This window comes from Micromonospora sp. RHAY321 (genome assembly GCF_023896955.1).
Taxonomy (GTDB): domain Bacteria; phylum Actinomycetota; class Actinomycetes; order Mycobacteriales; family Micromonosporaceae; genus Micromonospora.
Genome location: NZ_JAMHIW010000006.1, coordinates 65,761 through 84,307, shown reverse-complemented (window position 1 = coordinate 84,307; position 18,547 = coordinate 65,761). Strand labels below are relative to the sequence as shown.

Sequence of the window (18,547 nt, the reverse complement as noted above, 5' to 3'; positions counted from 1 at the left end):
TACCGTGTGCCGCATGAGATCGCCGTCGCCGGCCGCGTGGTTCCGGCGTGCACTGCCCACCCGCCGCCGTGCGATCGCCGCAGCCGTGGTCGTCGTGCTGTTGGCGGCCGCCGTCACCTGGGCGGTGTGGCCGCAGGGACCGGGCGTACGCACCGAGAGCGCGATGCTGACCGTCCGCTCCGGACCGGCCGGTGACCAGCCGGTGGACCTGGACACCACCCTCTACCTGCCGGACGACGCGTCGTCCGGCCGGAAGGTGCCGGCGGTGTTGCTGGCACACGGGTTCGGTGGCACCAAGGAGTCGGTGCGGTCCGACGCGGAGGAGTTCGCCGGGCGCGGCTACGCGGTGCTCACCTGGACCGCGCGGGGCTTCGGCCGCAGCGGCGGCGAGATCCACCTGGACAGCCCCGACTACGAGGTTCGCGACGCGCAGCGCCTGCTGGACTGGCTGGCAGCCCGGCCGGAGGTGCGTACGGACGCGGCCGGCGACCCGAAGGTCGGCGTGGTCGGCGGCTCGTACGGCGGTGGGTTGGCGCTGCTGCTGGCCGCCCAGGACCGTCGGGTGGACGCGATCGTCCCCATGATCACCTGGAACGACCTGTCCCGGGCGTTCCTGCCGGAGAGCACCGGCGGGGCGCCGACCGAGGGCGTGTTCAAGAAGGGCTGGGCCGGCCTCTTCTTCGGTGGAGGCGGCAACGTGGGCACCGGCCCGGCCGGGATCTCCGGAGGGACCGCCGCCCAGCCGCAGGGCGCACCGGCCTCCGCCGGCCCGCCCAGCCCCGGGCCGGGCTCCGGCCCGGGCACGGGTCCAGGTGGTGCCCCGGCCGGCGCCGCCGACCCGTCCTGCGGTCGGTTCGCCGCCGACGTCTGCGCCGCGTACCTGCGGATCGCCACCACCGGGCGGGCCGACCAGGCGGCCGTGGACCTGCTGCGCCGCTCCAGCCCGGCGGGCGTACTGGACCGGATCACGGCACCCACCCTGCTGGTGCAGGGCGAGGCGGACACCCTCTTCCCGCTCGGCGAGGCGGACGCCAACGCGCGCGGCATCGCCGCTGCCGGCACTCCGGTGCGGGTCGCCTGGTTCACCGGCGGGCACGACGGGGGCGCTGGCCCCCGCTCGGATTCGGACCGCGTGAAGTTCCTGACCGTCCAGTGGCTCGACCACTACGTCAAGGGCGAGGGCAGGGCTCCCGGCGACGACTTCACCTGGTCGCGGATCGCCGGCTTCGACGCGCTCGACCGGGGTCTGGTCGCCACCGGCTTCCGCCGCGCCGACTACCCCGGCCTGACCGGTAACGCCCGCCAGGAGGTCGCGGTCGCCGGCCCGGCACAGCCGATCGCGAACCCGCCGAACGGCAACCCGGCCGCCATCTCCTCCATCCCGTTCGCCGGCGGGCTCGCCTCGCTGCTGGACGGGGTGGCCGGCGACGTGCCCGGCCAGCACGCCCGGTTCGAGTCGGCGCCGCTGACCGACGCGGTGGACGTGGCGGGCGCGCCCACCGTCACCCTGCGGGCCGCGTCGCCGACCGGCGAGGCGGTGCTCTTCGTCAAGCTCTACGACGTCGACCCGGAGGGCGCGGCCACCCTGCCGAACGGTCTGGTCGCCCCGGTCCGGCTCACCGGCCTGCCGCAGCGGGTGCAGGACGCCCGCCCGGTCACCGTGACGCTGCCGGGGATCGTCCGCCGGGTCGAGGCCGGCCACCGGCTGCGGCTGGTGGTGGCCAGCTCCGACCAGGCGTACACGACACCGGCCCAGCCCACCGTCTACACGGTGGCGGCGGACGGCGCGGTCAGCCTGCCCACGATCAGCGGCGAGCCGATTCCGACCGCGGCGACGCTGTGGCGCTGGGTGCTGGCCGGTCTGCTCGCCGCCATCGCGATCGGCCTCGTCGTGGTCGTGGCCGTGGTCCGCCGCCGGCACCGCCGGCAGGACCGCTCCGTGCATCCGGAGTACGCGGACACGCCGCTGGCCGTGCGCAGGCTGCGCAAGGAGTACGCGGACGGCTTCGTCGCGGTGTCGAACGTGGACTTCGAGGTGCACCCGGGTCAGGTGGTGGGCCTGCTCGGGCCGAACGGCGCGGGCAAGACCACCACCCTGCGGGTGCTGATGGGGCTGACCCAGCCGACCGCCGGGGAGATCTACGTCTTCGGCCGCCGACTGGTGCCCGGCTCGCCGGTGCTCTCCCGGATCGGCGCGCTGGTGGAGGGGCCCGGTTTCCTGCCGCACCTGTCCGGCCTGGACAACCTGAAGGCGTACTGGCGGGCCACCGGACGCCCGTGGGAGGACGCACAGTTCGACGCGGCCCTGGAGATCGCCGGGTTGGGTGACTCCGTACACCGGAAGATCAGGAACTACAGCCACGGGATGCGCCAGCGCCTCGCCATCGCCCAGGCCATGCTCGGTCTCCCCGAACTGCTGGTGTTGGACGAGCCGACCGACGGGCTCGACCCGCCGCAGATCGCCGAGATGCGCCGGGTGCTCCAGCGGTACGCCACGGACGGTCGGGCGGTGCTGGTCTCCAGCCACCTGCTGGCCGAGGTGGAGCAGACCTGTACGCACGCGGTGGTGGTCAACAAGGGCCGGATCGTGGCGTCCGGGCCGGTGGGGGAGATCGTGGGCGAGTCGCCCAGCGTGCTCTTCGACGTCACCGATCCGGTGGCGGCGCGGGCGGTGCTGGACCGGCTGCACGGGGTCCGGGTGTTGCCGGAGAGCGACGGCCAGTTGGTGGTCGACACCAACGGCACGGCCCGCAGCGAGGTGGTGGCCGAGCTGGTGCGTGCCGGCATCGGAGTGGACCGGGTGGTGCCCCGGCGGCGCCTGGAGGACGCGTTCCTCGCCCTGGTGGGCGAGAACTCTCGGGGAAGCGGTGACCGGTGATGGCTGGTTCTTCCGTCGAGGCGCCGGTGGGCGTCGCCGACCCGTCCGGTGCGGCCCGGGGCTACCGGCCGTCGGCCACCCTGCCGTTCGGCGCGGAGTTCCGCCGTCAGGCGTCGCGGCGCCGGACCCAGTTGGCGCTCGGGTTCATGGTGCTGCTGCCGCTGATCATCCTGGTCGCCTTCCAGTTCAACTCCGGCGGCGACGACGACAACGGCAACAACGAGTTCGCCAGCCTGGTCGACCTGGCCACCTCCGGCGGGCTCAACTTCACCCTGTTCTCGATCTTCGTGTCGGCATCGTTCCTGCTGGTGGTGGTCGTCGCGCTGTTCTGCGGCGACACGGTGGCCAGCGAGGCGAGCTGGGGAAGCCTGCGGTACCTGCTGGCGATCCCGGTGCCCCGGGCCCGGCTGCTCACCGTGAAGCTGGTGGTCGCGCTCGCGTACTCGGGGCTGGCCCTGTTGCTGCTGGCCGGTACCGCCCTGGTCGCCGGCACCCTCCGGTACGGCTGGTCGCCGTTGCGGAGCACGGTCGCCGCCGAGCTGGAGCCGACCGAGGGGCTGCTGCGGCTGCTGGCGGTACTCGGCTACCTGGCGGTCGTTCTGCTGGTGGTGGCCGGTCTGGCGTTCCTGCTGTCGGTGACCACCGACGCCGCGTTGGGCGCGGTGGGCGGCGCGGTGCTGCTGTGGATCCTGTCCAGCATCCTGGACCAGATCACCGCCCTCGGTGCGCTGCGTGACTTCCTGCCCACCCACTTCAGCACCGCCTGGCTGGGGCTGCTCTCCACCCCGGTGCAGACCGACGACGTGGTCCGCGGCTGCATCTCGGCGATCAGCTACGCGACGCTGTTCTGGGGGCTGGCCTTCTGGCGCTTCACCCGCAAGGACATCACGTCGTAGCTGGCGGCCTCACAGCCGGCTGTCGGGCGGGCTCACCGACGACGGCACCGCGCTCGGCACCGGCGGCCGAGCCGGCACCGGCGCCGACTGGTCGTCCTTCTTCCAGGCGCTGACGCCGATCCGGCCGGTGTTGCCCACGTCGATGGGCCCGTCCGGGTCGACGTCCTCGGCTGGCTGCCCGGCAGCGGGGGCGACCCGCAGGTACGTTCCGTTGGTGGCCGGCACGGCCGATTCGGTGACGAGGTTGCGCCAGAGGACGGTGGCGACGGCCCGCTCACCAGGACCGAGGACGACCTCGCGGGGCGGCTGGTCGAAGCCAGCGGTGATCTCCTTCGCCCCGGGCAGCACGCGCAGGATGATCGGCTTGCGGTCCTCGTCCAACACGCGCAGCGACGGGTGTCCCTTGATCCGGTACGGGCGGTCGCCGCAGTTGACCAGCTCCAGGCCGAGTGCGCGCAGCCCCATGGCGGCGTCCGATCCCCTCGACCGGATCCGTACGCCCGACTCCGGGCACCAGAACGGCGGGCTCACGTACGCCGAGGGCGTCGGGCTGGACGCGGCTGTGCGCCCGGGCAGCGGGCTCCTGGCGTCCCCGGCCTGGCCTCGGTGGTCGGCGGGAGCACAGGCGCCGAGCAGGAGTGCCATCGCGACCGCCGCGCCGGGGATCGTGCGTCGCCGTGCTGCCGTGCCTCGAGAAATCACCTGCCGATCATCGCCGACGTGAGCGTCCCACCGCCGTCCAGCCCGGCTCCGGTGGGGCCTTTGGAGCTGAATCGCCTGGGACATCGCTCGCCTGGTGATCCGCTTCCGCGCGGCCGTCGCGGTGTCCCAGTCACCTGAACGCGCAACATCGCTGACAAGGAGTGGATCATGCGAGCGAGGCGGCGTAGCGGGTCGGGAAGTCGCTCCGGTTCCCTGGCGATGTCGCAAACGATTCAGCTCCACAGCACGCGAATGGTCGCTGCCCAACGGTGCGCAGCGCGAGGACCGTCGCCGCACGGGCGAGCCTGACGGGGCGTCAGGCAGGGGTGCGGGGGTCGAGGAGGGCGTTCAGCAGGCCGGGGTAGAGGCGGTCCAGCTCGTCCCGGCGGAGCCGGACGTAACGGCTGGTGCCGGCGGCCCGGGTGCGGGTCAGGCCGGCCTCGCGCAGCACCTTGAGGTGGTGGCTGCGGGTCGCCTTGGAGACGCCGAACTCGAAGGTGCCGCAGGAGCGCTCGCCGCCCTCGGCGAGGGCCCGCACGATCTGTAGCCGCACGTCGTCGGCGAGTGCGGCCAGCACGGCGGTGACCGGTACCTCGGCCAGATCGGGTTCGTGCGGCTCCATGTGACCAGTGTAACCGTTGTTCGACATTCGTCGAACATCCCCCTAGGGTCGGTGTCGTTGGTTCGACGATACTCGAACATTGGAGCTGACGATGCGATCCCGTGCCGCCGCCTTTCCGCTGCTGGCCGCGCTGAGCTGGGGAGTGATGTTCCCCGTGCTGGCCAGCGCGTTGACCCGGGTGGACCCGCTCAACCTGACCACCGCCCGCTACCTGCTGGCCGCCCTCGTCCTGGTCGCCATCCTGCTGATCCGGGAGGGCTCCGGCGCGCTGCGGCTCGGCGGTCGGGCCGTCGAGGTGGCAGTGCTCGGCGTGGTCGGCTTCGCCGGATTCAACCTGCTCACCAACCTGGCGCTCGAACACGCGGCCCCGCAGCAGATCGCCCTGTTCGTGGCCACCACCCCGGTGATCACCCAACTGGTCCGCTGGGCACGCGACGGCGTACGCCCGAAGCCCCTCCTGCTGGTCCTCTCCCTGGTGGCGCTCCTCGGCGTCGGACTGGTGATCACGCGCGGGAGCCTGACCGGGCTCGGTCAGTTCGGCGTCGGCGGGCTGATGATGATCGGCGCGGTGCTGGGCTGGGCCATCTACACCCACGGTGCCGGCCGGTTCGGCACCTGGTCCCCGCTGCGCTACACCACCCTGACCGCCGTCGCCGGCACGGCCGCCATGCTGGCCGCGAGCGTGCTGGCCGACGGCATCGGATGGCAGCACGCGCCGGCCGCCGCCGACCTCGTGGCGGTCGCCCCGCAGTTGGCGTACGCCGTGATCGTGGCCGCCGTCATCGCGGTGCTGGCCTGGAACACTGGCGTGCAGCGGCTCGGAGCCGCCAACGCCGCCCTGTTCATGAACCTGGTCCCGGTGACCACGTTCGCGGTGCAGATCGCCCGCGGCTACCGGCCGGAGCCGGTCGAGCTGGTCGGGGCCGCCGTCACCATCGCCGCGCTGGTCGCCGCGAACCTCGCCACCCGGGTCCGCAGTGGCGCCCCGTCGCTGCCCCAACCGACCGCGGTCACGGACCCGGTGGCGGTGGTCGACCCCGCAGCCGTGGTGGCCACAGCGCGCGGCGTTGCCTAGACTCGACGGCACAACTGCATACCTCATCCAGAGGGGCTGAGGGATACGGCCCGACGACGCCCCGGCAACCACCCCGCGCGCTCACCGCTGAGCGACCCGCGGGGCAGGTGCCAATTCCGTCCCCGCCGCACCGTGCGATGCGGGGAAAGATGAGAGGACTCCTCGACATGACGTCGACGTTCGCCGCCTCCGGCATCGACACCTCCGCCAGCCCCGCCCGCGCCCTGGTCTGCCGCGCCTGTTCGGCCCGCTACCCGCTCGCCGCCCAGCACGCCTGTTACGAGTGTTTCGGCCCGCTGGAGGTCGACTACGACACCGCCGCCCTGGCCACCGTCACCCGTGAGCAGATCGAGGCCGGCCCGGACAACATCTGGCGGTACGCCGCTCTGCTGCCCGCCGGTCAGGACCCGTCCACCCGGGTCACCCTCAACCCGGGGCTCACCCCGCTGGTGGCGGCCCCGCACCTCGCCGCCGAACTGGGCATCACCGCGCCGCTCTGGGTCAAGGACGACAGCGCCAACCCGACCCACTCGTTCAAGGACCGGGTCGTGTCGGTGGCGCTGACCGCCGCGAGGGCGCTCGGCTTCAACCGGTTCGCCTGCGCCTCCACCGGCAACCTGGCCAACTCGGTGGCCGCGCACGCCGCCCGCGCCGGGGTGCCCTCGGTGGTCTTCATCCCCAGTGACCTGGAGCAGGGCAAGGTCATCACCACCGCGGTCTACGGCGGCGAGCTGGTCGCCATCGACGGCTCGTACGACGACGTGAACCGGCTCTGCGGCGAGCTGGTGGAGACCGACGAGTTCGAGGACACCGCGTTCGTGAACGTCAACGTCCGGCCGTACTACGCGGAGGGCTCCAAGACTCTCGGCTACGAGGTGGCCGAGCAGCTCGGCTGGCGGATCCCGGCGCAGGTGGTCATCCCGATGGCCAGCGGCGAGCTGCTCACCAAGATTGACAAGGCGTTCTCCGAGCTGGTCGAGATCGGTCTGGTCGAGGCGCCGGCCGGCGGCTGGAAGGTCTTCGGCGCCCAGTCCGCCGGCTGCAACCCGATCGCCACGGCCCTGCACGCCGACACCGACACGATCACCCCGGTCAAGCCCACCGGCATCGCCAAGTCGCTCAACATCGGCGACCCGGCCGCCGGCCTCTATGCCCTGGAGGCCGTCCGCCGCACCGGCGGCTGGATGGAGTACGCCGACGACGACGAGATCCGCGCCGGCATCCGCCAGTTGGCCCGGACCACCGGCGTCTTCGCGGAGACCGCTGGCGGCGTCACCGTGGCGGTGCTGCGCAAGCTGGTCGAGTCCGGCCGGCTCGACCCGGCGGCGGAGACCGTCGTGTTCAACACCGGCGAGGGCCTGAAGACCATCGACGCGGTAGCCGGGCAGGTCGGCCCGACCCACCACATCAAGCCCTCCCTCCGCGCCGCTCGCGACGCCGGCCTCCTCGGCTGACCGCACCTGTCCGCCGCGACGGGTCAGCGGGCTCGACGGACGAGGGAGGATCACCCGGAAGGGGGATCGGGCCGATCCGCCGGGTAACTGGCTTTTCGCGTTGAGTGTGGAAAACCCGCCGCTCTGGACTTGACGACAGGAACCGGACGGCGCAAGATGCTCCGTGCGGGAGGGCATTTCGCCGAAGACTTTTGAAGTTCTTGCGACCCAACGCCGGAGGCGTTGTGCGAGTGCCCCTCCCGACCACGTCCGATCGGGCCAGCGAATAATTCGCTGGCCCGATCGTTTTTCCCGGTGCACGCTCGGCGGCATGAGCATCACCATCGCGTCGTTCGACGGCGCCGACCGGGCCGCGGTCGACGAGGCGTACCGGATCGGCGCGGCGGCCAACGACGCCGACCTGCCGGACTTCCCGCCGTTCTGCCGGCGGCGCTTCGACGCGTTCTTCCACACGCCGATGCCCGGCACCGCCACGCTCTGGGCCCTGGCCCGGCTCGACGGCGTCCCGGCCGGCTACCTCCAGCTGGACCTGCCCCAGCTCGACAACACCGACAACGCCACCGCCGAGCTGGTGGTGCATCCCGAGCTGCGGCGGCGGGGCGTCGGCCGGGCACTGCACGAGTACGGGGTGCGCCTGCTGCGCGAGCACGGGCGCAAGCGGGTGGTCGCCATGACCGTCTCGGCGCTGCCCGACGGGCCGGCCCGGACGGGGGCGGGTGACGCGTTCGCCGCCGCGACCGGAGCCCACTCCGCGCTGGCCGAGGTGCGTCGCCGGCTGGAGGTCGCCGCCATCGACCGGGTCGCGCTGAGGGCGGCCCTGGCCGAGGCCCACGCGCTGGCAGAGGGTTACCAGTCGGTCTGCTGGCAGGGCGCGACCCCGCAGGAGTACGTGGCAGACGTCGCCTACCTGGACGGCCGGCTGCTGATGGACGCGCCCATGGGAGACGTGCAGTGGGAACCGGAGCAGGTGGACGCCGAGCGGATCCGCGGCACCGAACGCGCTCTGGACGCCAGGGGCCGGCGGCGTTACCACCTCGGGGTACGGCACGAGGAGTCCGGCCGGTTGGTCGCCTGGGCGCTGCTCGACGTGGGTGCCTCCGCCGACTGGCACGCGTTCCAGCAGATCACCATCGTCGACCCGGACCACCGTGGGCACCGGCTCGGCCTGCTCGCCAAGATTGAGAACCTGCACCATCTGCTCACCCACGAGCAGGAGGTCCGCGTCATCGACACGTTCAACGCGGCCAGCAACAGCTACATGGTGGCGATCAACGAGCGGCTCGGTTTCCGCCCCGTGGACTCCTGGAACAACTGGCAGCTCACGCTCTGACCCGCCGGTCAGCCGTCCGGCCGGTCCAGCCGCCCGATGAGCTCGCTGACCGCGGCGTGGAAGTCCTCGTCCGGGGTGAACGAGTGGCCCCTCACCGGGGGCGGCACGGTGTCGGTCGGCGGGATGAGCAGGCCCTTCGGATCCCGTACCCGACGGTCGACCCGGGCGGCCGGGTCGTCGGGTCCGCCGGGGAACGGGGCGAAAACCGGCCCACCCATCGCGTCGGTGTAGCGCCAGAGGTTGATCCACCGCCAGGACAACCGGTTGCCGACCTCGCCCAACATCTCGTCGCTGACGTAGGCGGGGAAGACGCGGCGGTACCGGTTCCCGAGCGGGGTGGCGTAGGTGAGCAGGGCGACCCTCCGGCGGCAGTCGTCCGGAAGCTGGAGGACGGTCACCGCGGCCAGCACGCTGCCGTGGCTCTGCCCGGAGAGCACCACCCCGTTCCCGTCGGCGGTGAGCTGTCTGATCCGGCGGGTCAGCTCGGGGATCGCCCGCTCGACGTAGCAGGGCGGGGCGAGCGGGTGCGCGGCGCGTGGCCAGAAGGTGGCCAGTTGCCAGAGCACCCCGACCAGCCGGATCGCACCGGACCGGTAGGCGACCAGTCCCAGCACGGCGAGGACCAGGGCGAACAGGCCGATCAGCAGGGCGCCCAGGTCGGTCACGAAGATCACCGGACGGGCCAGTGACTGGCCGCCGAGCCAGAGGGCGAGCACACCCGGCCCGTGGCCGGTGACCGACAGTCCGGCCGCCGCCAGGGTGAGCAGCACCAACACCACGTACGCGGTGGACAACAGCCGCCCGAGCCGCTCCGTCAGCCCGGCCCGCACGATCGCGTCGCGGACGGCCCGGACCCGCTCAGGGGGCACCTGTGACGATTCCGGGTAGTCCCGCCGGACCAGCTCCTCGGCGGCGCGGCGACGGCGGGCGCGCTGGATGCGGGGGACGAGCAGCGCCGTCACGACCACCACGAGCACCGCCAGGGAGAACCCCAGCGTGACCCAGCGGTAGGCGACCGGCGGCGACAGCGGTGGCGCGCCGGGCGGCAGCGGCCGGGCCGGGGTCGGGCTGGAACCACGGTCCAGATACTCGGCGAGCCCGTAGGTCAGGCCCGAGGAGTACGCCACGCCCAGCCCGATCGCGACGGAGATCAGCACCGGTGCGCCCAGCCCGCTGAGCAGGAACCGAGGCCGTGGCAGGTGGCGGCGTTGCACCCCGACCACCAGGCCCAGCACCGCCAGCAGCACCAACTGCCCGGCGAAGAGGCCGGCCACCAGCACGCCGTACCCGGGCAGCGTCCCCTCGGCCGACCACGGCGGCCGGGGCGCCAGCGCGTACCCCAGGGTCAGTGCGGTGAGCGCGATCGCCGCCCACCGGACACCCCGTGCGCTCACATGCTCCTGCTCGCCGCGCCGCTCGATGGCCGGGCGGCAGAGCAGCACCACCGCGCCGGCGAGCAGCACCACGTCCGCGGCCAGCAGCAGCCAGCCGGGCAGGGCGGCGTCGTGCGGGGCCAGAGCCAGCAGCAGGGCGACGTCGAGCGTGCCCAACGCCACCGCGACGTGGACCGAGCGCAGCCGGCGCAGCAGCGAACGGGTGTCCCAGAAGGCGGGTGAGTCGAGCCGGTCCGCGCCCACCCCCGGCACGGGGGCGCCATCCTCGGGGAGCTGCCAGGTCCGGGCACCGAGCCGCCAGATCACGACGATCGCGATGATCGGCGGTACGGCCAGCAGCGCGAGGCGCTGGCCCGGCGGCACGCCGCCCAGCCAGGAGATCTCCCGGCGTCCGTCCATGCACCTCGGGTAGGCCGCGCACTGCCACGCGATCAGGTCGAGGGACACCCCGACGGTGGAGAGCACGTACATCGCGGTCATCGTCGCGGCCAGTAGGCGGCACAGCGCCCGCGCGGCGGCACCCCCGCGGCCGGGAACCGGCAGCATCCAGACCGCGATGTTGCTGAGCATGAACGGCAGAAGCAGGACCAGGGAGAACGTCCGCGTCGCGGTGCCGCCGGCCAGCCGGCTCCAGCGGTACGCCTCAAGGGTCGCCCCACCCCGGTCCGTGGCGTCGCCGTAGCCGGGCCGGGGCCGGTAGAAGCCGGCGTTGTCGTCTCCCGCGACCCGCACCACGATGGGCCGGTCGAGGATCGCCTCGGGTCCCCTGTCGGCGACCCCGTGCACGCGGATCTCGGTGATCCCCACCCGTCGCCCTCCCTGGCCGGAGGCTCGCGGGTACCCGCTGCCGCCCCGGGCAATCCCGCCCCGCCCGCACGGTCGGACATCGGCGCTACTGCTGCACGACGTGGCTCAGGCATGATGGCGGGCATGACGGAGACCCCGCATCCCCTGTACGACAGGCACGCCGACACCCTCAACCGTGCGCTGACCGCGATCACGGAGCGGGGCTACTGGTCCGCCTATCCCGAGTCCCCCAGCCCCCGTGTGTACGGCGAGACCGCGGCCGCCGACGGCAAGGCCGCCTTCGAGGCGTACCTGGGTGGCGACTTCCCCCTCGACCAGCCGGGCACGGGCGACCGGGTCGCCACCGAGGCGAGCCCGTTCGGCGTTGAGCTGGCGGTGCGGTACCCGCACGCCGGCGCCGACCAGCTGGTCGCCGCCGCCTCCGCGGCGCTGCCGACCTGGCGCGACGCCGGCCCGCAGGCCCGGGTGGGGGTCTGTCTGGAAATCCTCGACCGGCTGCACAAGCACATCTTCGAGCTGGCCAACGCGGTGCAGTTCACCAGCGGGCAGGCGTTCGTGATGGCCTTCCAGGCCGGCGGCGCCCACGCTCTGGACCGGGCGCTGGAGGCGTTGGCGTACGCGTACGCCGAGATGACCCGGCACCCGGCGACGGCCGGTTGGGAGAAGTCCGCCGGCAAGGGTGACCCGCTGCGGATGACCAAGACGTTCCACGTGGTGCCGCGCGGTGTGGCGCTGGTGATCGGCTGCAACACCTTCCCGACCTGGAACTCGTACCCGGGGCTGTTCGCCTCGCTGGTCACCGGCAACCCGGTGCTCGTCAAGCCGCACCCCCGTGCGGTGCTGCCGCTGGCCATCACCGTGAAGTACGCCCGGGAGGTGCTCGCCGAGGCCGGCTTCGACCCGAACCTCATCATGCTGGCGGCCGAGGCGCCCGGCGAGAAGCTCGCCAGCGACCTGGCCCTGCACCGGTCCGTCAAGATCGTCGACTTCACCGGTTCCACCGAGTACGGCGACTGGCTGGAGACGCACGCCCGGCAGGCGGCGGTCTACACCGAGAAGGCCGGCCTGAACACCGTGGTCATCGACTCCACCGACGACTTCGCCGGCATGTGCCGCAACCTCGGCTTCACGCTGACCCTCTACAGCGGCCAGATGTGCACCACCTCGCAGAACATCCTCATCCCGGCGGGCGGCATCGAGACCGACCAGGGGCACAAGAGCTTCGACGAGGTGGCCGGCGGGATCGCCGCGGCGGTCGGCAAGCTGACCGCCGACCCGGCCCGGGGCGTGGAGCTGACCGGCGCCATCGTCAACGACGGCGTGCTGGAGCGGCTGGCCGAGGTGACCAAGGTCGGCGAGCCGGTGCTGGAGTCGCGGGCCGTGACGCACCCGGCGTACGCGGACGCGGTGGTGCGTACCCCGACGATCGTGAAGTTGGGCGCGGACGACGCCGAGACGTACGGCCGGGAGTGGTTCGGGCCGATCTCGTTCGCCATCGCCACCGAGTCCACCGCGCACAGCCTGGAACTGCTGCGCCGGACGGTCGGCGAGAAGGGCGCGCTCACCGCGGGGGTCTACTCCACCGACGAGTCGGTGCTGGACGCCACCGAGGCGGTGGCTGTCGAGGTCGGTGTGCACCTGTCCTGCAACCTGACCGGCGGGGTCTTCGTGAACCAGTCGGCGGCCTTCTCCGACTTCCACGGCAGCGGCGCCAACGCGGCGGCCAACTCGGCGCTGACCGATGGGGCGTACGTGGCCAACCGGTTCCGGATCGTGCAGTCGCGGCGGCCGGTCTGATCCTTGGTTGCGGTTGGGGTTTCCGGGGCAGCCCGCCCCGCTCCGGGCGGTCAGGCTTGATCCCTGCGCGGGGCGGGCTGCCCCGGAAACCCTCCCGGGTCGCGCTGGTTGCGACCGTCCGGGTCTCGGGTGTGGATCATGGGGGTTCTGCCCTGGGAGGGTGTCTTTGGTTCAGGCGGGTCTGCGCATCTGGAGTTCGGTCAGTGCGGGGATGGTGGGGTGGGGGACGCGTACGCCGGTGTCGGTGAAGCCCAGCCGCTGGTAGGCCCGGTAGGCGCGGTCGTTGCCGACCACCACCTCCAGCAGCAACTCCGGCCGGCCGCAGGCGCGCGACCAGGTGGCCACCTCGTCGATCAGGTCGCCGAGCAGCCCGGTGCCCCGCCACGCGGGCGTGACGTAGACCGCGTAGATCACCGTCAGCCCTGCCTCGCGTGGCGCGACCGTGCCCCCGGCGTGCCCGACGAACCGGCCGCCGGGATCCGCCACGAACTGGGCGGTCTCCGAGCCGCGTGAGGTGTACGCCACGCGGGCGGCGAACTCGGCGTGCGGTCGGGCCGCCGCGTCGGCGATCGTCTCCAGGAAGGCCAGCGGGGCGTCGGCGAGCATCTCCAGCCGGAGCGCGCGTATCCGGGCCGCGTCCGCCGGACGTACCCGCCGGATCGGGGCGCGTGGCGCCGTGCCCACCGTGCCGCCGGCGCCGTCGCGCCGTTCGGGCGCGCTGCTGTCGGTGCCGCTGCCGTCCGCCCGGCTGGGCGCGCTGTTCATGCCGCATACCTATCACAGCGATGGTTGACAATCCCGCAGCACCCGTCACGGACCCGAAATATGCCCGGTTTGTGGTCGTGCGCGGCCGTCACTCCTCGTGTAGCGTGCGATTTCGGTCACCTGCTTCAGCGGCCGTCATCGATCGCCGGGGTGGTGGTCCGATGGCGCTCGGCCGTGCCGCGCGCCGGGGCAGGGAACGCCGCGCAGAGTGAGGAAGTGCACCGTGGCACAGGGCACCGTGAAGTGGTTCAACGCCGAAAAGGGCTACGGCTTCATCGCCGTCGACGGCGGTCAGGACGTGTTCGTCCACTTCTCCGCGATCGAGATGGACGGCTACAAGGCGTTGGACGACGGTCAGCGGGTGGAGTTCGAGATCGCCCAGGGCCAGAAGGGTCCGCAGGCGGAGCGGGTACGCGTCGTCGCCTGAGCGGGACGCCGCCGCTGAGTGCGCTGCCGGCCCGGGGCAGCGGCGCGCGGCCGGACCCTGGAAGATCGTGAACCATTCCAGCCGTCGCTGAGGAGGGTTCATGTCCGACCAGCCGCCCCCGGCCGTCCCGCCACCGGGCCAGCCCGATCCGTCCGGCCCTCCGCCTGGCTGGGATCCGACCGTGCCACCTGCCTGGGGGCCGCCCCCCGGGCCGCCGCCGCAGGGCTGGGTGTTCCCACCCACCGGCGGTTATCCGGTCGGTGCCGGTCCGTACGGCGGGCAGCCCTGGTATCCGGGACCGCCGGCCGCCGGCTGGTACCCGCCGGGCGTCGACCCGTCCGACCGGCTGGTCACCCCGCCCGGCGCCGGGTTGAGCGGCTGGTTCGAGCGGTGCGCGGGCGCGGTCCAGCGCGGTTGGCGTCTGCTGCTGCCCATCCTGCTGCTCACCCAGGTGTTGCCGGCGGCGGTGCTGTCGGTGCTCTCGCTCGGGCTGGACCCGAGCGCGGACTGGGAGACCGGCGCCATCGACGAGTCGACCGCGCTGCCCGACACCTTCTTCACCGACCTGGCCTCCATGTTCCTGGTGCTCATCGGCGGCAGCCTGCTGATCGGGCTGGTGCAGGCCGTGGGTTGGGCCGCCGGCACCTGGGTGATCACCCGGCAGGCGGCCGGCGAGCCGGTGAACCTGGGCGACGCGCTGCGCTTCGGTCTGCGCCGGGCGCTCGGGCTCTGGGGCTGGACGCTTCTGGTCGGCGTGATCGTCGGCCTCGGCGTCTGTTTCTGCGTCCTGCCCGGCATCTACCTCGCCTTCGCGCTCAGCATGGCCGGGCCGGTGTATCTCTTCGAGCGGTACAACCCGATCGGGCGGTCGTTCCGGATGTTCCACGACCGGTTGGGGCTGCTGCTGGGTCGGGTGGCGCTGGTGGCGGCCGCGGTGATCGTCGTCAGCGTGGTCGCCGGCGTGCTGGAGGGCGTGGGAACCGCTCCGTTCGGCGTCGACCCGCTCGCCACCCCGGGTTCCGCCGTCGGCGTGGTGCTGGTCATCGCCCTCAGCGCGGTGCTGGCCCTCCCCGCCCATCTCGCACAGCTGGTGGGGCTGCTGGTGACGTACGCCGAGCAGCGGGTTCATGAGAGGCCGGTGAACAGCCCCGGACTGGTTGCGGAACTCGGCTGACGACGGCGGTCGTGCTTGCACTCGGCAGGGGAGAGTGCTAAACAAGGTATTGGCACTCGCATACCGCGAGTGCCAATGGTCGGGACGGTGGGGCCAGGTTGCACCGGCGTGGAGACGCCGGGGCGGCATGGCCGGTCGTCGCGGGCTATCCGGCCCGGCCGAAGGACGTCGTCGTCGCCAGGTGGCGACGTCCCAAGGTGCGTACACCAGGCGGCCCATCCGGGGCACATCTCGGGTGGCCCGTGAGTGTCCAGGAGGACAACGCCGTATGGCCAAGATGATCGCGTTCGACGAAGAGGCGCGCCGCGGCCTCGAGCGAGGCATGAACCAGCTCGCTGACGCCGTAAAGGTGACCCTCGGCCCCAAGGGCCGCAACGTCGTGCTCGAGAAGAAGTGGGGTGCCCCCACCATCACCAACGATGGTGTGAGCATCGCCAAGGAGATCGAGCTCGAGGACCCGTACGAGAAGATCGGCGCCGAGCTGGTCAAGGAGGTCGCCAAGAAGACCGACGACGTTGCCGGTGACGGCACGACGACGGCGACCGTCCTGGCCCAGGCCCTGGTTCGCGAGGGCCTGCGCAACGTGGCCGCTGGCGCCAACCCGATGGCCCTGAAGCGGGGCATCGAGGCCGCGGTCGCGAGCGTCTCGGAGGAGCTGTCCAAGCTCGCCAAGGACGTCGAGACCAAGGAGCAGATCGCCTCCACCGCCTCCATCTCCGCTGGCGACAGCACCGTCGGCGAGATCATCGCCGAGGCGATGGACAAGGTCGGCAAGGAAGGCGTCATCACCGTCGAGGAGAGCAACACCTTCGGCCTGGAGCTTGAGCTCACCGAGGGTATGCGCTTCGACAAGGGCTACATCTCGGCCTACTTCATGACCGACCCGGAGCGCATGGAGGCCGTCTTCGACGACCCCTACCTCCTGATCGTCAACAGCAAGATCTCGTCGGTCAAGGACCTGCTCCCGATCCTGGAGAAGGTCATGCAGTCGGGCAAGCCGCTGCTGATCATCTCCGAGGACATCGAGGGCGAGGCTCTGGCCACCCTGGTCGTCAACAAGGTCCGGGGCACCTTCAAGTCCGTCGCCGTGAAGGCGCCGGGCTTCGGTGACCGCCGCAAGGCCATGCTCGCTGACATCGCCATCCTCACCGGTGGCCAGGTCATCAGCGAGGAGGTCGGCCTCAAGCTGGACGCCGTCGGCCTCGACATGCTGGGCCGCGCCCGCAAGGTCGTGGTGACCAAGGACGAGACCACCATCGTCGACGGTGCCGGTGACGCCGAGCAGATCCAGGGCCGGGTCAACCAGATCCGGGCCGAGATCGACAAGAGCGACTCCGACTACGACCGGGAGAAGCTGCAGGAGCGGCTGGCCAAGCTGGCCGGCGGCGTTGCGGTGATCAAGGTCGGCGCGGCCACCGAGGTCGAGCTCAAGGAGCGCAAGCACCGCATCGAGGACGCCGTTCGCAACGCGAAGGCGGCCGTCGAGGAGGGCATCGTCCCGGGTGGTGGCGTCGCGCTGGTGCAGGCCGGCAAGACCGCCTTCGACAAGCTGGACCTGGTCGGCGACGAGGCGACCGGTGCCAACATCGTCAAGGTGGCGCTGGACGCGCCGCTGCGGCAGATCGCCGTCAACGCCGGCCTCGAGGGCGGCGTCGTGGTGGAGAAGGTCCGTAACCTCGAAGCGGGTCACGGCCTCAACGCCGCCAACGGCGAGTACGTGGACCTGCTGGCCGCGGGCATCATCGACCCGGCCAAGGTGACTCGTTCGGCGCTGCAGAACGCCGCCTCCATCGCGGCGCTCTTCCTCACCACCGAGGCCGTCGTCGCGGACAAGCCGGAGAAGACCCCGGCTGCCCCGGCTGGCCCGGGTGGCGGGGACATGGACTTCTGAGTCCAGTTCCAACACAGAACGGGGCGGGCCGCTGACGCGGTCCGCCCCGTTCGTCGTCACGTGGGTAGCGGGCGCTGGTTGCGCCGCTTCTGTGCCCGGTCGTACGGCGGTGGCAGCTGGATGGGTGCGTCCACCATCTCCTGCGGCTCCTCGATCACCGGCTCACCGGCGGTCATCTCGGCCAACTGCTCGGCGTCGCCGTAGTCGAGCCGGTCGAACGGCGGTTGGCCGGGGAGTTCGCCGACCGGTTTCCAGGTCACGGGCGGGCCGTCCTCGGTCTGGTCGTCATCCGTGGTCATGGCTGCCTCCTCTACCGAAACGGTAGGGGGCGTCGATGCCCAAGGCAGGGTGAATGGCGTTATCTAGGTCTATATCCTATTCGCCCTTATTCAGCGTTGAGTGTCCGGCGGTACAGGAAGAAGACCCGCTCGATCCGGGCACCCGCGCTGCCCGAGTAGAACGGCACCGGCCCGACCCAGCCGATCTGCGCCCGGTCCAGGCCCGCCGCCTGCTGGTCGCGGAGGCAGCGACGCAGCAGCACCCCGCCGATGCCCGAACCCTCGGCGGCCGGCGCCGTGCCCATCGGCCCGAACCAGCTCGGCCGGGACGAGCCGTAGGCGGCGAAGCCCAACAGCTCGCCGGCCCGCTCCGCCAGGTGACAGCCGGCGCCCGCGCGGCCCACCGACTCGGCCAGCTCGCCGTCCCACGTACCGCCGAAGGTGGACCGGGCGAACGCGGTCAGCGCCGGCAGGTCGCCCGGCTCAGCCCGGCGTACCGTGATGCCCTGCCCGGCCAGCCGCTGCTCCGCCGCCTCGGTGGAACGCAGCGCCGGCGACCCGTCGTACGACAGGTCGGCGGTCATGTTCCAGGCCGTCCGGTCCTGCTGGTAGCCCAGGGCCACGGCGGCACAGACGGCTGGCGTGTAACGCACGTCGATGCCCGGCCAGGCGTAGTACGGCGGGTTCCCGGCCAGCAGCACCTCGGCCACCCCCCGCTCGGCGAGCACCCGCTCGGCCCGCGCCAGCAGGGCCCGACCGACGCCCCGGCGACGGTGCTCCGGGAGCACCGCGACCAGGTCCACGTGCCCGAGACCGGGGTCGGTCGACGACACCGAGCAGAGCAGCACACCGACCAGGTCCGCACCCCGGTACGCGCCCAGCCCGACCACCAGCCGCTCGGGGGCGGCCCGGGGCCAGAGGGCGTCCACCACGGGACCCGCCTCGGTGGCGTCCTCCGGCAGGTCGAGCGCCTGCTCGCAGAGTCGTACGACGGCGGGGGTCAGGTCGAGGGTCAGCTCGGTGATGGTGATCTCGGCGTCCATGGTCGCGACCCTAG

General features: G+C 72.3%; 15 protein-coding genes and 1 riboswitch. Of the genes, 9 read left to right on the top strand and 6 right to left on the bottom strand.

The window, feature by feature from the left end; translation table 11 throughout:
• The first annotated feature begins 13 nt into the window (after positions 1-13).
• Both M8C17_RS15865 and M8C17_RS15860 read left to right on the top strand, forming a co-directional pair.
• Positions 14-2,878: an alpha/beta fold hydrolase gene (locus tag M8C17_RS15865; protein ID WP_252417232.1), complete on the top strand. Its 2,865-nt coding sequence runs from the start codon at positions 14-16 to the stop codon at positions 2,876-2,878.
• On the top strand, positions 2,878-3,774 hold the full coding sequence (locus M8C17_RS15860) for an ABC transporter permease (protein ID WP_252417231.1): 897 nt from the start codon (positions 2,878-2,880) through the stop codon (positions 3,772-3,774). Before M8C17_RS15865 ends, M8C17_RS15860 begins: the two co-directional genes overlap by 1 nt.
• A 9-nt stretch (positions 3,775-3,783) precedes the next feature.
• On the opposite strand, the gene M8C17_RS15855 is transcribed toward M8C17_RS15860, so the two are convergent.
• Positions 3,784-4,476 (bottom strand): DUF4232 domain-containing protein, encoded by a 693-nt coding sequence (locus M8C17_RS15855; protein WP_252417230.1) that lies wholly within the window; start codon positions 4,474-4,476, stop codon positions 3,784-3,786.
• A 316-nt stretch (positions 4,477-4,792) separates the two neighbouring features.
• Positions 4,793-5,098 (bottom strand): helix-turn-helix transcriptional regulator, encoded by a 306-nt coding sequence (locus M8C17_RS15850; RefSeq protein WP_252417229.1) that lies wholly within the window; start codon positions 5,096-5,098, stop codon positions 4,793-4,795.
• 91 nt (positions 5,099-5,189) lie between these two features.
• Here M8C17_RS15850 and M8C17_RS15845 point away from each other — a divergent pair, with 91 nt between their 5' ends.
• From M8C17_RS15845 to M8C17_RS15835, 3 genes are all read left to right on the top strand, one after another.
• Positions 5,190-6,173 (top strand): DMT family transporter, encoded by a 984-nt coding sequence (locus tag M8C17_RS15845; RefSeq protein WP_252417228.1) that lies wholly within the window; start codon positions 5,190-5,192, stop codon positions 6,171-6,173.
• Between the two features lie 20 nt (positions 6,174-6,193).
• A riboswitch (SAM riboswitch) is annotated at positions 6,194-6,329 on the top strand.
• A gap of 11 nt (positions 6,330-6,340) precedes the next feature.
• Positions 6,341-7,627 (top strand): threonine synthase, encoded by a 1,287-nt coding sequence (gene thrC, locus M8C17_RS15840; protein ID WP_252417227.1) that lies wholly within the window; start codon positions 6,341-6,343, stop codon positions 7,625-7,627.
• A gap of 310 nt (positions 7,628-7,937) precedes the next feature.
• Entirely contained in the window at positions 7,938-8,957 is a 1,020-nt protein-coding gene (locus tag M8C17_RS15835) for a GNAT family N-acetyltransferase (protein ID WP_252417226.1), read from the top strand.
• Positions 8,958-8,965: 8 nt separating this feature from the next.
• Here the strand turns inward: M8C17_RS15835 and M8C17_RS15830 are convergent, their stop codons facing one another.
• Positions 8,966-11,158, bottom strand: a complete 2,193-nt coding sequence (locus M8C17_RS15830; RefSeq protein ID WP_252417225.1) for a hypothetical protein — start codon at positions 11,156-11,158, stop codon at positions 8,966-8,968.
• 123 nt (positions 11,159-11,281) lie between these two features.
• On the opposite strand from M8C17_RS15830, the gene paaN reads away from it, so the two are divergent.
• On the top strand, positions 11,282-12,955 hold the full coding sequence (paaN, locus tag M8C17_RS15825; protein ID WP_252417224.1) for a phenylacetic acid degradation protein PaaN: 1,674 nt from the start codon (positions 11,282-11,284) through the stop codon (positions 12,953-12,955).
• Positions 12,956-13,126: 171 nt separating this feature from the next.
• Here the strand turns inward: paaN and M8C17_RS15820 are convergent, their stop codons facing one another.
• A complete protein-coding gene (locus M8C17_RS15820; protein ID WP_252417223.1) occupies positions 13,127-13,720 on the bottom strand; it encodes a GNAT family N-acetyltransferase in 594 nt (197 codons plus the stop codon).
• A 223-nt stretch (positions 13,721-13,943) separates the two neighbouring features.
• Here M8C17_RS15820 and M8C17_RS15815 point away from each other — a divergent pair, with 223 nt between their 5' ends.
• From M8C17_RS15815 to groL, 3 genes are all read left to right on the top strand, one after another.
• Positions 13,944-14,147: a cold-shock protein gene (locus M8C17_RS15815; protein ID WP_007073263.1), complete on the top strand. Its 204-nt coding sequence runs from the start codon at positions 13,944-13,946 to the stop codon at positions 14,145-14,147.
• 100 nt (positions 14,148-14,247) lie between these two features.
• Positions 14,248-15,321, top strand: coding sequence for a hypothetical protein (locus tag M8C17_RS15810; protein WP_252417222.1), 1,074 nt, complete (start codon positions 14,248-14,250; stop codon positions 15,319-15,321).
• A 268-nt stretch (positions 15,322-15,589) separates the two neighbouring features.
• Entirely contained in the window at positions 15,590-17,212 is a 1,623-nt protein-coding gene (groL, locus tag M8C17_RS15805; RefSeq protein WP_089018750.1) for a chaperonin GroEL, read from the top strand.
• 56 nt (positions 17,213-17,268) lie between these two features.
• Here the strand turns inward: groL and M8C17_RS15800 are convergent, their stop codons facing one another.
• Complete coding sequence (locus tag M8C17_RS15800) at positions 17,269-17,511, bottom strand: hypothetical protein (RefSeq protein WP_252417221.1); 243 nt, start codon at positions 17,509-17,511, stop codon at positions 17,269-17,271.
• An 86-nt stretch (positions 17,512-17,597) separates the two neighbouring features.
• Positions 17,598-18,533 (bottom strand): GNAT family N-acetyltransferase, encoded by a 936-nt coding sequence (locus M8C17_RS15795; protein WP_252417220.1) that lies wholly within the window; start codon positions 18,531-18,533, stop codon positions 17,598-17,600.
• Positions 18,534-18,547 lie beyond the last annotated feature (14 nt).